Here is a 19,283-nt window from a genome sequence, read left to right as displayed (position 1 = left end):
GTGTCATTAAACAATTTTCAAAACTCGACATACAATCTATATTTTTATCAATTCGTAATCGCGCACTCCCATACCGACTTTTTCCGCGTGTTCGAGCTGCACTTTCCAATTCGTCGTCGGATGCACATCGCAAAACCAATCGTTATGAACGTGTTCGCATTCGTCCATGATCGTACCGTGCAGATAGGGCTGGCGATTCGTCATGTCGGCACACGCGGCGTCGAGAGCGACGGCATCGAACGACGCGAACATTCCGACATCGGGGATGATCGGCGCATCGTTTTCGGCATGGCAGTCACAGAAGGGAGAGACGTCGACGACGAGCGATATGTGAAACTGAGGCCGTCTTCTTACGACGGCGGCTGCGTATTCGGCCATCTTTTTGCACAGTATTTCGTTCGTATTTTTTCCGACGGGATGCGTCGCATCTTTCGGACAGGCGCCGATGCACCTCCCGCAGCCGACACAGATTTCTTCATCGATGCGCGCTTTCCGTTTGCCGTCTTCGCTTTTAATAAATTCGATCGCGTCCTGCCCGCATTCTCGCGCGCATGCACCGCAGCCGACGCACAGCTCTTCATCGACTTCCGGTTTTCCGTCGTTATGCTGTTCCATCTTTCCCGCCCTGCTCGCGCACCCCATACCGATATTTTTGAGCGCCCCTCCGAAGCCCGTGCTTTGGTGCAATTTAAAATGCGTCAGAGAAATGAACACGTCGGCGTCCATCACCGCGTGCCCGATCTTCGCCTGCTTTATGTATTCGCCTTCGGGAAAATCGACATAAGCTTCGTCCGTCCCCTTCAATCCGTCGCCGATGATCACGTGACAGCCGCACGCAAGAGGGCTGAAACCGTCCATAAATGCCGCATCGAGATGATCGAGCGCGTTTTTTCGTAAACCGGGATAGAGCGTATTGCAGTCGGTTAAAAAGGGCCTTCCTCCGATAGTTTTAATAAATTCAGAAAGCGCTCTCGCGTAATTCGGCCGCAAGTATGCGAGGTTTCCCGGCTCCCCAAAGTGCAGCTTTATCGCCGTAAATTTGCCGTCAAAATCGATCGTTTCGATTCCCGCTTTTTTAACGAGACGGACGAGTTTTTGCATAAGGCTTTCGCTGTTCGTCGTACGAAAATCCGCCCAATACACTTTCGCTTTTTCCATAAAATCCTCCGTCTTTCATACATCTTATAACCGTCTTTTAAATATTTAACGTATATTCTACCATCGCTTATACTTTTCGGACAGCCCCTTATATCCGACAGGAAAAATTTAATAAAAACCGAAAAATATTTTCAAAACCCGCTTAATAATTTATTTACCGGCTCGGCGTATACACGAAAGCCGCCTCTTTTGTATCGCTGCGGAAAAAAGTGCAAGCGCCGCATAAAAAAGCGGAACGAGCACAAAGGCGACGGCGAGCGTTTTTTTCATCGCGGCGGAAAAAGATGCGGCATCGGGCGTTTTGTATAAAGTGCGCACACTTCCTTTGTTTTGCAGTTCGGCAAGACCTTCATCGCCTGTAAGTTTTAAAACGACGTGTGTCAAAAAATCGAGATTGCGATAGTCGCCCGCCTCTCCTCCGATGTACGAAAGCGGAAGGCTTGCAGCAAAATATTGATCGGCGACGACGGCGATGTGAGAAGCGCCTTTTTTTTCGGGCGCATACATACCCGAAAGCTCGCCGTCAAAATATGCACCCGCAGCGTACGATTTCCGTTCGGCAGGCGCACGCGCGTTTTGCAGCACAAAGGGATTCGTTTGAAACAATGAAGCGCCGTCTGAAGAATTTTCTTTAACTTTCCACGACGACGGACTTGAAAGGACGAGCGGTTTTGCAAACTCGTTTTCGATTTTGACGGGACTTGCCCAAAAAAGCGTAAGCCCCCTCTTCGCTTCATCCTGAAGCGGAATCGATATCCAAAGCGGATAGCCGATACTCTCGAACTGCCCTCTTCCCTCGCCTGCCTCTCCGTTTGCAAGCGTAATGTGCGCACATGCGCTGTCCGAAATGACGGCGGATTCGAACGATATGCCCCAAAACGAAAGCAAATCGATGAGCGCAGTGTTTTTCGTCCGTTCTATATTCCACGTCGATTTTATATCGGCATCGTAAGGTGAAACGGCAAAAAGCGCGCTCCCGCCCGAAAGCACAAAGGCTTCGATCGCCGCAGCGTCTTTATCCGAAAGTTTCGACGCACCGAATACGATGAGGGTACCGCCGCCTGCATGATCGGAAAGCGTTCGAGCTTCGGCTTCAATGCAGTCAAATCCCTGCAGCGAAAGCCACGTCACAACGTACGAATAATCTTCCGAAAGCGTCATTCCGTTTCCCGTAAGGATGAGTACGCGGGGACGGGATCCGTCGACAAAATTTTTGACGCAGCGAGTCAAATCGTATTCGATTCTATCCGCAGAAACGATAAAGGGTATCGTTTGAATTTTCCCTTCGTATTCGAGAGCGAGGGCGGAAAAAAGCGAAACTTCCTCCCCTTTTCCAAAACGGAAAGCTTGCGGCAAAATTCCGAAGCGCTTTAAAACGTCGGAGATACCTGCCGCATCGGGATCTTTTACGGCGACGTTTACCGCGGGGTTTTCACGCGCGTACATTTTGACGTATTCGTATACGTCGCGGGAAGAAGGATAGACGCTTGCAATGCGCGGAGAGCGGTAATAGGTTATCGTAAGCGGAGAGGTAAGGCGGGAAAGCGTTTTTTTCCCGTAATCGGAAAGGCTGAAAGTTTTATTTTTCGTTAAATCGATCCGCGCATAATATCTTTTTCCGTTCAAAGACACAAAGATAATAATTAATAATATAACGGCATACATATATCGCTCATTTCGGGGGAAAAAATTCCCGCGTTTTTTTTCCGACGCGATAAAGGCTGCGAATAAAAAAAATGCCGAAACCGCGCAAAAAAAAACGATATCGCGCGTATCGACGATGCCCTTTGCCGCCGTATCCGCACGGTATGCAAAAGTCAAAGGACGAAGCGTTTCCGAAAGGGAAGCAAAACCGGCAAAGAAAAAAAGCGCGGCAGAGACGATGAAAGCTTTTGGCGGAGAAAATATCGTATAAAAAAACACCGAAAGCGATACGGCCGCCGCTCCGTAAAAAAGAGAAAGAGCAAAGCCCGCTATGATCCCTCCCGCGTCGATATCGCCGAAAAAGCCGGTACACAGCGGCACGAGCACGAGCGGCAGCAGGATAAGCGCAAAGCGTGCAAAGGGAAAAACAAAATCGAAAAACGTGCGCTCGAAAGGCGAAAGCGGGAGAGCATCGGCAAAGCTTTTATCGCCGGACGGAAAACACAAAAGAGGGATGACGACGATGGCGGCATAGGGAAAGGCGGCGAAAAAAAAGCGGATATCGGGAACGGCGTTTCCGGAAAAAAATCCTGAGACAAAAAAATAATAAAGCGAGCATATCGCCTCGAATAAAACCGCACACAAAAAAAAGAGCGGACTACGGAGGGAACGTTCGAGCGAGCGGCAAAAATGCACAGCCGTCCGCCCCGTCATTCGACGTAGGGGATATCGAAGTGCATCCGGTCTTTTGTGAGTTCCGCGGCGGGAAAAATCGTGCGCGCTTCTTCGAGCAAAACGGAAAGTTCCCTGTCGGTATAACGCGGACTGTAGTGGATCATCGCCATGCGTTTGACACCGGCGTCGCGAGCGATCGTCGCGGACTGTTTTGCCGTCATGTGTTTTTTTTCTCTCGCCTGATCGATGAGCGCTTCTTCGAACATACCTTCGCAGATCAAAAGATCGCTTCCGCGCACTTCCTCTGCAATCGACGGTTTATAGAGTGTGTCGGTCACATAACTGAACTTTCTTCCGCTCCGCGAGGGACCGAGCACTTGATCGGGCGTAACGATTTTTCCGTCGGAAGCCGTAACGCTCTCGCCTTTTTGCAGTTTACCCCACAGCGGCCCCATCGGAACGTTGAGCGCTTTCGCTTTTTCGGGACTGAACTCACCCGGCCGGTCGAGCTCTTCAAGCGTATAGCCGACGCAGGTTTTCGTGTGCGCAAGCGGAAATGCCCGGATATAAAACCCCTCCCCCCCGTGCACGACGCAGGGAGCCGTAATCTCTTTTACGACGACGGGATAATTTATAAACATGTCGAGCACTTTGCGGCTCGTTTCGATATATTCTGCAATCTTCGGCGGGCCGTAGATATACAGCGGTTCGGTGCGATCCACTTGCGAAGAGAGCATCATGATACCGGGCAAACCCGTTACGTGATCGGCGTGGGTGTGCGACACGAAAATCGCATTTATCTTTTTCCACTTGAGATTGAGACGCCTGAGCGACACTTGCGTTCCCTCTCCTCCGTCGAATAAAAAGAGCTCACCTTCGCGGCGCAAAAGCACCGACGTGAGATGGCGGTACGGGAGCGGCATCATTCCGCCGCAGCCCAAAACAAAGGCTTCCATATTCATAAGGCACGACCTGCAAGAATTTTTTTGATTCGTTTATGATAAAACGCTCTCGCGCTTTCGGCAAGCGCATAGGGCGCATAGAGCGGCGAAAGCGGAAAATCGAGGGATCCCGGCCTATGCACGATGCGACCTCCGAATCCGGTTTTAAATAGATAGAGGCCGTACATCGGATGATTTTTATCGTCCGACGGCGGCATACCGTAAAAATCATAGACGGCCGATCCGTAAGATTTCGCGTCGCATATCGCAGTCCACTGCAAAAGATAAGCGGGCATGAGATTCCGCTTGGCGTTTGAAGAAGCGCCGTAAAGATAGACCGCTTCGCTTCTGGAAAAGAGCGTAATGATCGACGCGAGGTTTTCTCCTTCGTGCGATGCGATATAGACCGTGATGAGCGGGGCGTCTTTATGTGCCGCACTCAAAGCGAAAAGGTCTTCATAGTATTTTTTTGCGTGGATCGCAATGCCGTCGCGGCTCGCCGTCGTTTTATAAAGTTCGTAGAAAATATCGAGAGCGCGCAAGGCGTCGGAATCGAGCGAAGAATTGTCCGCCTTATCGCTTTTCGCGCGGTATGCGCGGACGACGACGCCTTTTTTTTCTGCAAGACGGATATTGTAACGCCACTTGCTCCGCATTGCAGAAAGAATTTCATCTTCCGATTTTGTCAAATCGATAAGCGTCGTATCGGGCGGCTGAATATCGGTTTTCGTTTTGACGATCGATATTTTTTCCGAAGCGGCCGCTTGCTTCAGCGAGGCGACAAAAGAATCACGCGAAGATATCGAATAAAAATCGAGGGCGGGATCGAAGCGTATGCAAAGCGTGTGCTTGGGGAGAAAGCCTTTGAGAGACTCTGAAAACTCCGCTAAAAACTGCGCATAGGAAGCAACATACTCCTGCCGCACGCCGTCCCCTCCGTTTTCTTTTTCATCGGCTTTTGCCGCAAGGTTTTGCAATGTACCGCCGGCAGCGCCGGTTCCATCGTGCAAAAAAGACGGCATCATCGGAATATAGGCGATGGAAAAATATTTTGCAAAGCGCCGCACGAGAACCGAAACGCTAAAAGCACCGCCCCTTTCCGATCGGACATCGAAAAAGAGCGATTTCCAGCCGTGCAGGGATTTAAACGCCGCCCAAAACGGCGACTGCAAAAAACGCTCTCCTCCGTCGGCAAGCGAGCGCGGAGAAAGAGGCGCAATCGTAAAAGAAAACACTTGTTATGCTACTCCGCCGTTTACGGTCTTTTCCGTCGTAAGCGCTTTTCCGTCCGCCGTGAGTTTTTTATCCTGAATGACGACTTCTCGGTCATGGACTTTTATTTCGATTTGAAAAAACACGTCCGCGCTTATCTCTTTTTCTTTTTGCGCCGAAGGATCTTCTCCTTCAAGCACAACGGGAGTGCCGGGAGCCGCCCACGGAGCCGTTACGAGTTCGACGCATTCTTTGCCCGCTTCATCGGTGTAATCCGCCGCAAGGAGCATACCACGGCTTTCGATCCCGCGCATTTTCCGCGGAGCAAGGTTATCGACGAGGATGATGTGCTTTCCAATCAGTTCGTCTTCTTTTAAATACGGCACGAGTCCGCTTTGAATGACGCGCTCCGTACCGCTTCCGTCGTCGAGGTGTTCTATATAGAGCTTATCGGATTCGGGATTGCGTTCGACGGAAACGATCTTTGCGACTTTGAGCGAAACGAATTTATTAAAATGCGCGCACATATCGGCTGCGAGGGCCGGCTCTTTTTTTTCGGCCTTTGCCTTTTGTGCATTCGGCTTTCCGAGCGCCCCTTCTTCGCGCGATTTTTGATTTCCCGAAAAACGCTCTTTAAAAGCTTTCATCGTCTTATCGTCCATCGGCGTAAAGTATACGCTCGTCGCTCCTATCTCCGAAAGTCCCTCGGTTTTTCCGAGATCGCTCCACCTAAGCGCACCTTCCGGATCGTTCGCTCCGATACGCTTTTCGGTGATCGTTTTACCGAAAAACGAAGCGACTTTTTGCGCATACTGCGGGAGATAGGGCGCCGCCAATATCATCAAATCTTTTATGACATAGCACAGATTGTGTATGAGCTTTGCCGCTTTTTCGGGATCGGTGTTGCGCGTTTTCCACGGCTCGGCCGCTTGGAAGGCTTTGTTTCCGATATCGCTTATCGCAAAGATTTCGCGGAACGCGTCTTTGAGATTCGCCCATTCGAGCAGTTCGGTAATTCTTTCCTCCCGCGCTTTTACTTCCGCCCACAGCGCTTCGTCTTCAGGAGCGTCGGGGATTTTGCCGCCGTAATATTTGTTGACGAACAGCAGCGTGCGGTTTACGAGATTGCCGAGGTTGCCGATAAGTTCCGCATTGTATTTTTCCTGAAAATCCTTCCATGTAAATTGATAATCGGATTTTTCCGGACGATTGTAAAAGATGTAAAACCGCCACGCATCCGCGGGAATACCGCTTTCTTTCGCGTCCGTTCCGAATACGCCGACGCCCTTCGATTTTGAAAATTTCCCGTCTTCGTAATTCAAAAATTCGGTTGAACTCATGTGAAAGAGCTTTGTCCAATCGCGGCCGCTTCCGAGCAGGCTCGACGGAAAGACGACCGTGTGAAAAGGGATATTGTCTTTGCCGATAAATTGAAAAAGCTCGACGGGAGCTTTACCCGCACTTTCATCGGATTCGGACGGAAGCCACCAGCTTTTATAGTCGAACGATTTTTTTCCCGCCGCCGCGAGTTCGTTTGCGAGCTGGAGCGTTATCGAAATATAGCCGATAGGCGCGTCGAACCACACATAAAAGACTTTGTCTTCGTAGCCTTCTTTCGGTACGGGTATGCCCCATTTCAAATCGCGAGTGATCGCACGCTCGTTTAAGCCGTCTCTTATCCACGCCTTTGTCATTTGAATCGCGTTTGCGCTCCACTTGCCTCGGGCGCTCGCCTTTTCCATCCACGCTTCAAGACGCCCTTCAATCGCAGGCAAATCGATGTACAAGTGCTTCGTCTCGCGCACTTCGGGGGAAGATCCGCAGGTAGCACATTTCGCTTTTATCAAATCGGTCGGATCGAGGAGGCTGCCGCAGGTTTCGCACTGATCGCCTCTCGCGTCTTCGCTCCCGCATTTGGGACAGGTGCCGCGCACATAACGGTCGGCCAAAAACATATTGCAATGCGGACAAAAGAGCTGCTTTGTCACGTGCTCTTTGATAAAGCCGTTCGCATCGAGATTGTTAAAAATTTCCTGCGTAACGTCTTTGATCTCTTCGTTCGACGTGCGCCCGAATTTGTCGAAAGCGATGTGAAACCAATCGTATATTTCCGTGTGCAGTTTATAATAGTGATCGCAGAGTTCGCGCGGCGTTTTGCCCTCTTCCAGCGCCTTCGTCTCGGTCGCCGTGCCGTATTCGTCGGTGCCGCAGATGTACAACGTATCGTAGCCCCTGCTTCTGCAAAAGCGCGCAAAAACGTCGGCTGAAAGCATTTGAATGAGATTTCCGAGATGAGGAACGTTATTGACGTACGGAAGCGCCGATGTAATGAGTTTTCTGTTCATAATTTTTTATTATAGCCCGAACCGAGGATTTTGTACATTACCCGGCGGAACGTCTGATTGAGCGGAAATAAGCATACATTCTCCTAAAAGTTTGGAAGAGAAAAAGGGCGAAAGAGGGGCTGTCCAAAAACTTCAGTTTTCGGACAGCTTCCTTGATGTACTATGCGACGTTTAAAATTAAGTCATTACAATATAAAGACTTAATTTTAAATTCGACAGGCTGTCGAGAAAGTAATCGACTTTTGAGACAGCCCCCTCTTTCGCAAAAAATTATTAAAAGTTTACCGCGCTTACGACTGCGGCCACGCCCGCACGCCCGACGTTGCTGCTCCTGCCGGCGCCCCACACTTGCTTTCCGTCTTCAGTCGTGATCTGTACGTACGCCACAGCGCTCGTATCGCTGCCGCGTCCGATGCTGTGCTCGTGAAACGACGTTATATTGAATTTCGGAACGGGTGTCGATTTCAGAGCGTTCACGAAAGCGTCGAGAGGACCGTTTCCCTTTGCGCCGATCGTGTACTTTTCGCCCTTCCATTCGACTGCGGCGCGGCACATAACCTGTTCGTCGCCGTCGTTTTCGATACCGCGGTCGAGGTGCGTTTCGTTCAAATCGAGTATTTTAAGCGGAGAGGTTTTATTGAGCCATGTCTTTGCAAAGATATCGTATATCTCTTCGCTTTTGAGTTCCCGCTGCGCTTCGTCCGCAGAAGCTTTAACGATATCGCCGAAAGCCGCATGCATCGCTTTGGGCAGCATGATGCCGTAATCCTGTTCGAGGATAAAGGCCGCCCCTCCTTTTCCGCTTTGACTGTTTATCCTGATGATGCCTTCGTATTGCCTTCCGATATCGTGAGGATCGATCGGAAGATAGGGCACATCCCACAGCCCATTTTCTCCGGCTTCCGCGCGGGATGCCATGCCTTTTCGGATCGCATCCTGATGGGAACCGGAAAAGGCGGTAAACACGAGTTCTCCCGCATAGGGTACGCGGGGACCGACGGTCATGCCGGTAAACTCTTCGTAGCGTTCGCGCACGCTGTCGATATGAGTGAAATCGAGAGCGGGATCGACGCCCTGCGTATACATATTGAGGGCGACGTTTACGATGTCGAGGTTTCCCGTGCGTTCGCCGTTTCCGAAAAGCGTACCTTCAACTCTGTCTGCTCCCGCAAGCAAACCGAGTTCGCACGAAGCGACGGCTTCACCGCGGTCGTTGTGATTGTGCAGACTGACGATGACGTTTTCGCGGTTCGATATGTGTTTACAAAAATATTCGATTTGATCGGCAAAGATGTTCGGCGTCGCGCATTCGACCGTCGTCGGCAAATTCAAAATAATTTTATCGCTCGTCGTTTTCGCCCATTCTTCTTTTACCGCTTCGCAGATTTCGACCGCGTATTCGATTTCGGTCGTCGAAAAACTTTCAGGCGAATATTCGAGTCGGATGTGAGTGCCGCCCGCATCCGAAAGACAGTCCTGCACGCACTTGACGCCGTCGAGGGCAAGCTGCGTAACCTGCGCCTTTGTCATGCCGAAGGTATACTTTCGCTGCGCGGGGGACGTCGAATTGTAGATGTGGAAAATCGCTTTCGGCGCACCTTTCAGCGATGCGAAGGTTTTTTTGACAAGGTGTTCGCGCGCCTGACAAAGCACTTGCAGCGTTACGTCTTCGGGCACTCGGTTTTCTTCGATAAGCCTGCGTAAAAATATATACTCCGTTTCGGATGCGGACGGAAATCCCACTTCGATTTCTTTGAATCCGATCTTTACGAGCAGATCGAAAAAATCGAGCTTTTGCTCTACGCCCATGGGATTGACGAGCGCCTGATTGCCGTCGCGGAGATCGACCGAACACCACACCGGCGCTTTTGTGATAAGCTTATCCGGCCATTCGCGCTTTCCGATATCGATCTTCGGAAACTGCCGGTACTTTCCTTTCGCATCCATTCCTGCCATTGTATTGCTCCTTGCATCTTGATTTTAAAAACAAAAAGACCCGCCGCCGGAGCGACAGGTCTGTAATTTATAGGATAACGATATACAGCACCTTTACCGTCGGCAAATCGAGAAAACATTTGCATATAGTAGCGCCGTATATATCATACGATAAGTATCGCATAAAAAAGAGTGCCTGTCAAGGATGCGGCGACAGCGTGGACAGCAGCGGCGGAAATCCGTTTCGTAAAAAAATGCTGTATTTTCGGACGATGTGGGGTATAATAATGGATACGGTAAAAGGTTTTTCATAACAACGTTTTCAAAGCCGACATTTTTACATATACAAAAATACGGTTTAAAACAATGTTATACGCACAGCACGGATGACCGGAGAAAAAAATGAAAAAAACCTATGTATTTTTAGTTTTATTTTATATCTGTTTATTAAATTGTAATGCCCGACAAAATTTCAGTTCTTCCTACAAAGAGGATGCAATGTATTACAAAGACGATATCGAAGAAATAACGTTTACAATACCGAAAGAAAAAGCTGTTGAAGGAACGGCAAAACTTTTATTTCTCGATAAGAACAATAATGAAACCGTATGTTACGAAATACCGGTTCAAATAAAAAACAATAAATGTAAATATGTTCTTAAGAAAATTCCGTCGGGTAGAATCGGGGGAATTACAAGAGAATTATATGAGGAATATTACGGTTCTGAATATGAATGGTTAATTCATCTAAAAATAATTTTCGAAGACGGTTTCGAATATATCTACGAGGATAATTACTTGCATATCGGTGCTATGTTTGAAGACAAAAATACCGGTTATACCGGCAATTACAATTTTGAAATTCGCGGTAAAATAAAAATAGAAGAAGATGATTTTTCGTTTATTCTGCCGACCGGGTATAAGGAATTTACCGCACTTCAACACAAACTTTTTCCTACGCAGGAAAACTTTGCAAAAACATATTCAACGGTCGATTATTCTTATTGGGCGGGCTTTTCATTAAAAAAACCATTTAAAGAATTTTTTTCAATAGGCTCATTTCAGCTTATTGAGTTTTCGACATATTACGATACATGGACGGATTTTTTGATTGCATTCGGAGATTTTCTAAAGGAAACACATTCGGTTAAAAGATCGGATGTTGTAAAAGTGAAAACTGAAAACGGTCTTGAAGGTGTAAAGGAGACTGTAAAAACCGGATCAAATTCATTCAGAGAAGTATATCTGTTTCCTTGTAACGGAAAAATTCTGTATATCGCAATTGACAGGAAAATTAAAGATTCTGAATTGGAAAAAATTATTCCTTCAATTTTGGAGACGCTGGAAGTAAAAAATGAAAACCGTTAAAATGCAAAAAATCGCCGAAGGTGAGTTTTTCGAGATGCCCATAAATAATTTTTTGGGAGGATAGAAAATTGAAAAACATTTTAAAAAAACAATTAATTGCGATTTGGATAATACTGTTTATTTGTATATCCGCGTTTGCAGATGACGGCGGTTCAAAAAATCCTGAAGAATGGTCTTATGGAAATATTTATGTTACCGAAGCGAATGAAAAAATCGCACTCGAACGTGAGCTTTTAATTGTAGAACAACTTGCAGATGAATATTACGACAATAACTCAGGTGGTGTAAAAAAACTCTCGGAACGGGAAATAAATGCAGTTTTTGATTTTAAAAACACAACAAATCAAGATGTAACTGTTCCATGTGCATTTCCTATTGTCGTTACTACTCAGGTTGCAATAACATCCGATGATTCTTTGTCAAACTTTATAAGGTTTAATAACGGTTATTATTCAAAAGAAGATTTGATTCAAATTGCGCTTGGGAAAAAAGATATTTCAAAAGTAAAAAAAGATGAATTACTTTCAATCGATAAAAAACTGCGAACAATTTCTGCAAAAGAATATCTTGCGGAACTTTCTTTATACGGAAAATTAAATTCGGAATGTAAACCGTGCACGATTATTCAAGATGGAAAAGAAGTTCAGATTCTGACTGTCGGGATCGAAACGAATGTTGAAAAGAATGAGGAAGCAACCGATCACTTAAAACAATATTCCATTTCAGAACAAAAAGAAATTTATACTATTAAAGTTGTAATTCATTTTTATCATAAACTTCATTTTTTACCCGCAGCACGTTCAAAGCTTTCTGTAAAGTATACTATCGATTCTTTAAGAGCGACTTACAAAGGTGATAAATATCAGGTAGTTTATGATATTTCGACCGGCGGCACGTGGAAAGGTGCAATAAACGGTTTTGTTTTATTGACCGACAGCGTTATGACCGTTCACAATTCCGCTGCGGCGTTTGAAGAAACCGATCTCGATGAACTTTCAATCAGCGGAACGGATTATCATCTTTATGTATGCCAAAACTACAAACCTCGGAAAAATGAATATTTTGAATTTACTGCAAGTACTCCTTACAGGGATGGAATGGAGAAATTATGGGAAAGAAAAACGGGTTCACAGGACTTTGTAAAAAATATTAATTCATCTTCTTTTTATAAAGGTACTTATCAAATTGCAGGAAATTCTCAATATATGTTTGATAATAATAAAGATGCCGATCTGCGTACCTCAGGATATGAAGCTGCAACATCTTTCGACGGAATTTTATATAACGGTTGGGTTGAAGGAGTAAAAGGCGACGGTATCGGAGAATGGATAGAGTTTACGCTTGAAAAAGCCTCTGTCGGTCCGTTCGCTTCAAACGGGCTTCGACGTTTTTTCGGATTCAAAAAATATCCTACAGACAAAAATGACGACACTAAAAGCATTCTTAATAAATCAAAATATATCGGTTATACATGGGATTCCAATAACAGAGTAAAAGAAATGAGACTGACATCGTCCGCTCTTAAAAATCCTGTTACATTAAAGTTTACCGACTTATTTCCTGAAATATTCAATTGGGTTTCAAATGACTGGATCGCAATAAATGCTGTGAAAAATCCCGTTTTACTCCCGAAAGGTACGTATAGACTAACGATAGACAGCATATATAAGGGCAATAAGTGGGATGACACTGCACTTGGAGAAGTTTGGTTTATTCCGATTTCCCCTCGTGCAGAAAAAATATTTGAATCGGATAAAGATGCTTTTTTTACAGAGCCCGTAACAAAGATTATACAAAAGCACGTTAATAACTATACGGAAATTCTTTTATCTCTCGGAGACAGCTATTATCCGTAAAATGAATTCCGGAGTAAGAAAATGCATAGCAGGTTCTTGTTTATAATAATTTTTTTCATCGATTTTTTACTGTCCGCTTTTAATTGTATTTTAACTTTTATAAGTAAAGAAATAAATTCAGCACAATTATTTAATTTTTTGCTGTATTCAATTCTCAGATTATTACCTATAGTTCTGCTTGTTTTAATCAGTCCAAAAATTACAAAAATGACTGATACAAAAAAACTTCTTGCTACAAAATGTATTCTTATTGTTTATTTGATTATCGATATAGCATCAGGAATCTTATTATATAATCCTCGTTTTCCAAAGTATATACGTATTCCATTTTATTCAAGCAGTTGGTTTTTCTATGTACAATACATTATTTATTATAAACAGTATCACATAATTCCCGGACTTTTAATTCAAGTGTTTTATTGGATAGTCTTTTATATATTACTTAAAGAAATTACGGATAGAGTAACCGCAGTAAAAAATAAAAACATCGATTAAACTTTTGAATTTGATGATGGAACGATTTTAGGGTACAGGATGCAAAAAAATGAAAAGTCGGAGAAATTAATATATGAAAAAAATTCTTTTAGGTTTGATTTTATCCGTTTCAGCACTTGGGACAATTTTCGCTTACGACTATGGAAAAATAAAGAAAAATTATAACGAAGCTGAACATTATTTTGATGAAAAAAATTATGAAGAGGCGATAAAAAAGTACACGGAAGTTTTCAAACACTCTGCTTATTTTTATAATCTAAAAGACGAAGAGAAAAAACAAATATCTTCGGATCACGGATTGCAATTCGATGAAATCGGAGAACTGAAACTTTTTTATTATTCGCTCTACAACATAGCGTGCTGCTATTCGCTTACGGGAAATTTTTCAAAGGCAAAGGAATATCTTTTTTATGCGATTTATGCCGGCTACCCCAATCCGAACTATATTTTCAATGATTCCGATATGAAGCCGTTTTTTTCATCCGATCCTTCTTTAAAATCCGAGGTTGAAAAAATATACAGACAAGGTAACTCAAAATCTCTTGTTCAAGGAAAGCTGTTTGAGCAATGGATTGTCAATGACTGCTTTCGATACGGGTTCGACGGAGATACGGTAATACGGTATCACGCATCATCCAACTGGCAAGACCATAAGTTTAAGGGAACTTATAGAGTAAAGAACTATCACATAATGATGCATTTTTACAAAGAATCATACAGGAAGCCTGACCCGTGGGCATCGGCCATGCCCGGAGGCGGCACGATAACACCCTATACTTCATATTCAGAATATCCCGAACATAAAGATATAGACAGTAACAAGACTGTAAATTGGTTTGAAAGTAACTATTATTGGACGGCATTGGGAGAAGATAATGGAACATCCTTTGAACAAACCGGAGAAAACTATAAATCGGATTGGGATGAAAAGGACTATACCGAGCTGATCGCGGAACGGATTGAAGATTATTATTCCAAAAATCGTAAAATTGAGCGGACGAAAGAAGAAATAAATGCTTCTGCAAACAAGCGAAGACAAAAAGTGCTTGATTATATCGCAAAGGTCGGAAAAAATGACCGTACTGTTTTTATTCTTCCGGAGGGAACTGAAAAAGTAGAATGGGATGACATTGATATACCGGATGAAACCGTCGCAATTCTGCTCCCGGAGGGGCTTGAAACTTTTCGCGCGGATATTCCGAAGGATGTACAATATATGAATTTTCCGTCAACTTTAAAGGAATTACACGTCAATTTCTCTTCCGACTCTCCGATCGAAGTGCTTGAACTTCCGGAAAACCTTGAAAAACTGGACAACGTATTATTTTGGTATTCTCCCGATAAAATCAGGGATATGTATGTTCCCGGCTGGACGGAAACTCCTCCTGAATGGCATAAAAGCTGGGATATGTTTTGTCATGTACATTTCGGAGAGTATCTGAAAGAATAAAAAGCATAACACGCAATAAAAAACAAAAGGAGCGATAATATGAAAAAAATCGGTTTTATCGGTGTCGGGATCATGGGAAAGTCGATGGTACGCAATCTTATGAAAGCGGGATTCGAGCTCCGTATATTCGCCCGGCATAAGCAAAACGTCGAAGACGTCATTTCCGAGGGTGCCGTCTTTTGCGACAGCATTTCGGACTGCGTCAAAGGCTCTGACGCGGTTATCACGATCGTAGGCTTTCCGCCCGATGTCGAAGACGTTTATTTTTCTCCCGGAAAAATTATGGCGAGCGCGGCAAAGGGAACCTATCTCATCGATATGACGACGACGAGCCCCTCTCTTGCCGAGCGTTTGTACCGTGAAGGAAAAGCGAAGGGCTTTCACGTGATCGACGCACCGGTTACCGGAGGCGACACGGGCGCAAAAGCGGGAACGCTTTCCATTCTCGCAGGCGGAGACAAAGAAGACTTTGAAGCGTGCTTGCCGCTTTTCAAAGCGATGGGAACGAATATCAATTATCAGGGCAAAGCGGGAAACGGTCAGCACGCGAAGATGGCGAATCAAATACTGATCGCGGGTGCGCTTTCGGGCGTGTGCGAAGCGTTTGCATACGCGAAAACGAAAGGACTCGATTTGAACGTATTGTTAAAATCGGTTGCGACGGGAGCGGCAGGAAGCAAACAGCTCGACGCTTTCGGACCGAAGCTCATCGCGGGCGACTACGCTCCGGGCTTTAAGCTCAAGCATTTTATTAAAGACATGACGCTCGCCGACGACGAAGCGAAAAAAGAAGGGCTGCATCTCGGAGTGCTCGAGCACGTGCTCGAAAATTACAGAGCGCTCGAAAAAGAAGGCTTGGGTGAAGACGGTACGCAGTCGCTCATAAAGCGCTATTAAACTGAAGCGCCGGCGCGTACCGTACGGGTTGAACGAATCGGTGTGCCCGGCTCCTCTACATCTTTTCCAAATACGGCACGAGTACAAGATACATCGCGTTCTTTAAAACGGTGAGCGTACACTCGGCAAGGAAAAGACGTGCTTTTACGAGTTCCGCTTTTTCCGCGGAGAGGATCGGGCATTGCTGATAGAATTTACTGAACGCTTTACTTACGTCGTACAAGTACTGCGCGACGACGCTCGGATCGAGCGCTTCCGAAGCTTTTGCGACGACGGACGGAAAGTCGCCGAGTTTTTTTATTAAATCCCATTCGCTTTCAGATGAAAGGAGCGAAACGGCTTCTCCGCTTTTATCCGGAGCGATGCCGCTTTCTTCCGCTTTCCGCAAAATCGACGCGATGCGCGCGCCCATGTACTGCAGATAGGGGCCGGTGTTTCCGGTAAAGGACAACGACTCTTCGGGATTAAAGAGCATATCTTTTACCGGTGCGACGTTCAATAAATAATAATGGAGGGCTGCGAGCGCGATTTTTTCCGCAACATCGTCCGCATCTCCGACGTCTTCTTCCCTGCCCTTTTCTCCGATCTCTTTGAGAGATGCCGCATGGAGCTCGTCGATCAAATCGTCGGCGTCGACGATCGTGCCTTCCCTGCTTTTCATCCTGCCGCTCGGCAAATTGACAAGACCGTAACTTAAATGATAGAGGTCGTTCGCCCAATCGAAACCGAGTTTTTTCAATATGTAAAAGAGCACTTTAAAGTGATATATCTGTTCGCTTGCGACCACGTATACGAGGCGGTTGAACGGCCAGTCGTCGTGACGGCTGATCGCCATACCGATATCCTGCGTCATGTAGACTGATGTGCCGTCTTTTCGAAGCAGCACTTTTTCGTGTTCGCGGTCGTCTTTACCGCCGACGACTTCGCTTACGTCGATGCGCACGGATCCGTCGTCCGCTTTGAAAAATATGCCTTTTTCAAGGCCCGCTTTGATTTCATCTCTGCCTTTGAGATAGGTTTCGCTTTCGAAATAGAGTTTGTCAAAGGATACTCCGGTGCGCTCATAGGTTTTTTCGATGCCCGAAATCGTCCAGTCGTTCATCTTTTTCCAAAGTGCGAGGACTTTTTCGTCTCCCGCTTCCCACGCTCTCAGCATCTCTTCCGCATCGGAAACGGCTTCGGGATGTTCTTTTGCGTACGCGTCGAATTCGACATAGCACCGGCCGACAAAGTGATCGCCTTTTATACCGAGCGACTCGGGCGTGTCACCATTGGCTTCGTGAAAGAGTTTATACGCGAGCATCGATTTACAGATGTGTATGCCGCGGTTATTGATGATGTTCACTTTGTACACTTCCGCGCCCGCTTTTTTCAAAATGCGGCTCACGCTTTCACCGAGCGCATCGTTTCTCATGTGTCCGAGATGAAGAGGTTTATTCGTGTTCGGACCGGAATATTCGACCATAACTCTCTTTCCGTCGAAGGGCTTCGCACCGTCGCCGTTTTTCGAACCGTACTCGCTTCCCTCACGGTCTATGAGTGAAAGGATCGCAAAAGAAGCGGACGATTTATCGAGCTTGACGTTTACGTAGGGACCTGCTGCAAGGAATTCGCCGACGGAAGATACGGAAACTCCTTCGAACGACGGCTCGGAATTGATAATATGCACGACGCTTTGAGCGATCGCAGGAGGAGCGAGACGGAGAAGTTTTGCATAGGCGAACATCGGAACGCCGATATCGCCCATAGCGGGATCGGGAGGAGTTTGCAGCGTCAAAGTTTCCGAGGCGACAGCGGAAGCATCCGGATTTTTTTCGGCGATAAATCGATTCAAAGCCGCAGCGACCACGACGCGGCAAGCGCTTTTTGCATCATTCATAGGCGCTATGATAACAGATTGTATGAATCTTTGCCAGTACGGATATTTATTAATACCGGCCCTATCCTAAAAACGCGCCTTGTTCTTTGAGTACCGATCGGAGTTCTCCTGTCGGAACGTCGATCGGAAGGCAGCCGTGCCGTTTTGCAATTGCAGCGGCAACACCTGCGGCTTCTCCGAGCGCACCGCAGCACGGAGAAAGGCGCGTCGACGCCTGCGCTTCAAAGGATGCGCTTATGTCTCTTCCCGCAGCCATAATATTCGGCACGGAAGCGTTTATGAGCGTACGGTAAGGAATCGTGTAGTATTCTCCGTCTTTCAAAAAGCGCGAATCGGTCGCCGCTCCGTCGCTTGAATGGATATCGATCGGATAGCCGAATGCGACGACGGCATCGTCGAAGCGGCGGGCGGAAAGAATATCGTCCGCCGTAATCGTATAAATGCCTTTCATGCGGCGGGAACTTCGTATGCCGATTGAAGGACCCGATGCGATAAGGTGAGCGCAAGCGAAACCCGGTATGTGCTTTTTCATAAAGGCGTACAGCTCCCACACTTGCCGTCTTCCCTCGGTTTCCGCGCGGCTGATGCCGAAGGGATCGACGGGGCTTTCGCCGTTTATGCGCGTCATATTGACGATCACTTCGCCCCTCGTATTCGTTTCAAAAAAAAGCGCTATATCGCGGTCAAAGGTGATTTCCCCTCTTTTGATACCGTCTTTCATAATATCTTCAAAGCCCGAACACGAAAGACGGCTCGCTTCTTTTTGTATGCCGATTTTCGATCTCAAAAAAGGAAAAAGCGATGCGTCCTTGTCCATCAGAGCGCGGATCGAGTCGATATCGACATTCGAAAGGCGGAAGTTCATCGTCATGGGCTGATCTTTGCCGTCGGAATCCCTTCCCTCTGCATAAGGTACGCCCGCCTGAAAAATGAGGTCTCCGTCCCCCGTCGCATCGATAAAATACGGAGCGCGCGCGGAAAGCTTTTTTCCGCAGCTTAATAATGAAACGGATTCCGCCCTTCCCGCGCAAAGGGATACGCTTTCAATCGATGCATGATATAAAATCGTAACTCCCGCTTCAAGGCACATAAGCTCGAGCTCCCGCTTAAAGCCTTCGGCGTCGAAAGGAGTAACCGTATAAGTATAACCGGTAGAATCGACCGTATGTCCGGGCGACAAGCCTTTTTTTACGAGACGCCGCACGAGTTCGTCGGTTATTCCGCGGATCACTTGCGTGCTTCCCGCGTGAAAAGTCATCATGGGGCCGGTTCCGGAACTCGTCATGGAACCGCCGAGCGCCCCCTGCTCTTCGGCGAGCAGCACGGAAAGCCCCATACGGCCCGCGCTTGCGGCGGCGAGAGAACCCGCAATGCCTCCTCCCGCTACGATGCAATCGAAATCATATATATCGTTCATATATCCGCTCC

12 protein-coding genes are annotated in these 19,283 nt (G+C 46.6%); 4 read left to right on the top strand and 8 right to left on the bottom strand.

The annotated features are described in order from the left end of the window. Positions 1 to 36: 36 nt before the first annotated feature. The 6 genes from H9I35_RS00225 to leuA all read right to left on the bottom strand — a co-directional run bounded on the left by H9I35_RS00225 (position 37) and on the right by leuA (position 9,931). Positions 37 to 1,158: a DUF362 domain-containing protein gene (locus tag H9I35_RS00225; RefSeq protein ID WP_187419680.1), complete on the bottom strand. Its 1,122-nt coding sequence runs from the start codon at positions 1,156 to 1,158 to the stop codon at positions 37 to 39. A gap of 150 nt (positions 1,159 to 1,308) precedes the next feature. Continuing rightward, positions 1,309 to 3,498, bottom strand: coding sequence for a GldG family protein (locus tag H9I35_RS00220; protein ID WP_187419679.1), 2,190 nt, complete (start codon positions 3,496 to 3,498; stop codon positions 1,309 to 1,311). 14 nt (positions 3,499 to 3,512) lie between these two features. Then, complete coding sequence (locus H9I35_RS00215) at positions 3,513 to 4,439, bottom strand: ribonuclease Z (protein WP_187419678.1); 927 nt, start codon at positions 4,437 to 4,439, stop codon at positions 3,513 to 3,515. Continuing rightward, a complete protein-coding gene (locus tag H9I35_RS00210; RefSeq protein WP_187419677.1) occupies positions 4,436 to 5,653 on the bottom strand; it encodes a lipid II:glycine glycyltransferase FemX in 1,218 nt (405 codons plus the stop codon). Before H9I35_RS00210 ends, H9I35_RS00215 begins: the two co-directional genes overlap by 4 nt. A gap of 3 nt (positions 5,654 to 5,656) precedes the next feature. Next, complete coding sequence (gene metG / locus H9I35_RS00205; protein WP_187419676.1) at positions 5,657 to 7,975, bottom strand: methionine--tRNA ligase; 2,319 nt, start codon at positions 7,973 to 7,975, stop codon at positions 5,657 to 5,659. Between the two features lie 273 nt (positions 7,976 to 8,248). Further along, positions 8,249 to 9,931, bottom strand: coding sequence for a 2-isopropylmalate synthase (gene leuA, locus H9I35_RS00200; RefSeq protein ID WP_187419675.1), 1,683 nt, complete (start codon positions 9,929 to 9,931; stop codon positions 8,249 to 8,251). A gap of 381 nt (positions 9,932 to 10,312) precedes the next feature. Between leuA and H9I35_RS00195 the strand changes: the two genes are divergently transcribed. From H9I35_RS00195 to H9I35_RS00180, 4 genes are all read left to right on the top strand, one after another. Beyond that, complete coding sequence (locus H9I35_RS00195; RefSeq protein WP_187419674.1) at positions 10,313 to 11,278, top strand: hypothetical protein; 966 nt, start codon at positions 10,313 to 10,315, stop codon at positions 11,276 to 11,278. 68 nt (positions 11,279 to 11,346) lie between these two features. Further along, the gene (locus tag H9I35_RS00190) at positions 11,347 to 13,134 is read left to right on the top strand and encodes a DUF4424 domain-containing protein (protein ID WP_252722676.1); all 1,788 of its coding nucleotides are present in this window, start codon (positions 11,347 to 11,349) and stop codon (positions 13,132 to 13,134) included. Positions 13,135 to 13,702: 568 nt separating this feature from the next. Then, a complete protein-coding gene (locus H9I35_RS00185; protein WP_187419673.1) occupies positions 13,703 to 15,079 on the top strand; it encodes a hypothetical protein in 1,377 nt (458 codons plus the stop codon). 39 nt (positions 15,080 to 15,118) lie between these two features. Then, positions 15,119 to 15,976: an NAD(P)-dependent oxidoreductase gene (locus H9I35_RS00180; protein WP_187419672.1), complete on the top strand. Its 858-nt coding sequence runs from the start codon at positions 15,119 to 15,121 to the stop codon at positions 15,974 to 15,976. A gap of 55 nt (positions 15,977 to 16,031) precedes the next feature. On the opposite strand, the gene argS is transcribed toward H9I35_RS00180, so the two are convergent. Both argS and H9I35_RS00170 read right to left on the bottom strand, forming a co-directional pair. Beyond that, positions 16,032 to 17,855 carry an arginine--tRNA ligase gene (argS, locus tag H9I35_RS00175; protein WP_187419671.1) on the bottom strand — a complete coding sequence of 608 codons (1,824 nt, stop codon included), beginning with the start codon at positions 17,853 to 17,855 and terminating at the stop codon, positions 16,032 to 16,034. A gap of 61 nt (positions 17,856 to 17,916) precedes the next feature. After that, entirely contained in the window at positions 17,917 to 19,272 is a 1,356-nt protein-coding gene (locus H9I35_RS00170; RefSeq protein ID WP_187419670.1) for an FAD-dependent oxidoreductase, read from the bottom strand. Positions 19,273 to 19,283 lie beyond the last annotated feature (11 nt).

The organism is Treponema sp. Marseille-Q4132, from assembly GCF_014334835.1.
GTDB lineage: Bacteria > Spirochaetota > Spirochaetia > Treponematales > Treponemataceae > Treponema_D > Treponema_D paredis.
This window is presented reverse-complemented; position numbering and strand designations above follow the sequence as displayed.

What these genes read in the sequence shown, in the direction of transcription:
- H9I35_RS00225 (WP_187419680.1), bottom strand. Translation starts at nt 1,158, where the DNA reads ATGGAAAAAGCGAAAGTGTATTGGGCGGATTTTCGTACGACGAACAGC.
- H9I35_RS00185 (WP_187419673.1), top strand. Translation starts at nt 13,703, where the DNA reads ATGAAAAAAATTCTTTTAGGTTTGATTTTATCCGTTTCAGCACTTGGG.
- H9I35_RS00170 (WP_187419670.1), bottom strand. Translation starts at nt 19,272, where the DNA reads ATGAACGATATATATGATTTCGATTGCATCGTAGCGGGAGGAGGCATT.
- H9I35_RS00195 (WP_187419674.1), top strand. Translation starts at nt 10,313, where the DNA reads ATGAAAAAAACCTATGTATTTTTAGTTTTATTTTATATCTGTTTATTA.
- argS (WP_187419671.1), bottom strand. Translation starts at nt 17,855, where the DNA reads ATGAATGATGCAAAAAGCGCTTGCCGCGTCGTGGTCGCTGCGGCTTTG.
- metG (WP_187419676.1), bottom strand. Translation starts at nt 7,975, where the DNA reads ATGAACAGAAAACTCATTACATCGGCGCTTCCGTACGTCAATAACGTT.
- H9I35_RS00180 (WP_187419672.1), top strand. Translation starts at nt 15,119, where the DNA reads ATGAAAAAAATCGGTTTTATCGGTGTCGGGATCATGGGAAAGTCGATG.
- leuA (WP_187419675.1), bottom strand. Translation starts at nt 9,931, where the DNA reads ATGGCAGGAATGGATGCGAAAGGAAAGTACCGGCAGTTTCCGAAGATC.
- H9I35_RS00215 (WP_187419678.1), bottom strand. Translation starts at nt 4,439, where the DNA reads ATGAATATGGAAGCCTTTGTTTTGGGCTGCGGCGGAATGATGCCGCTC.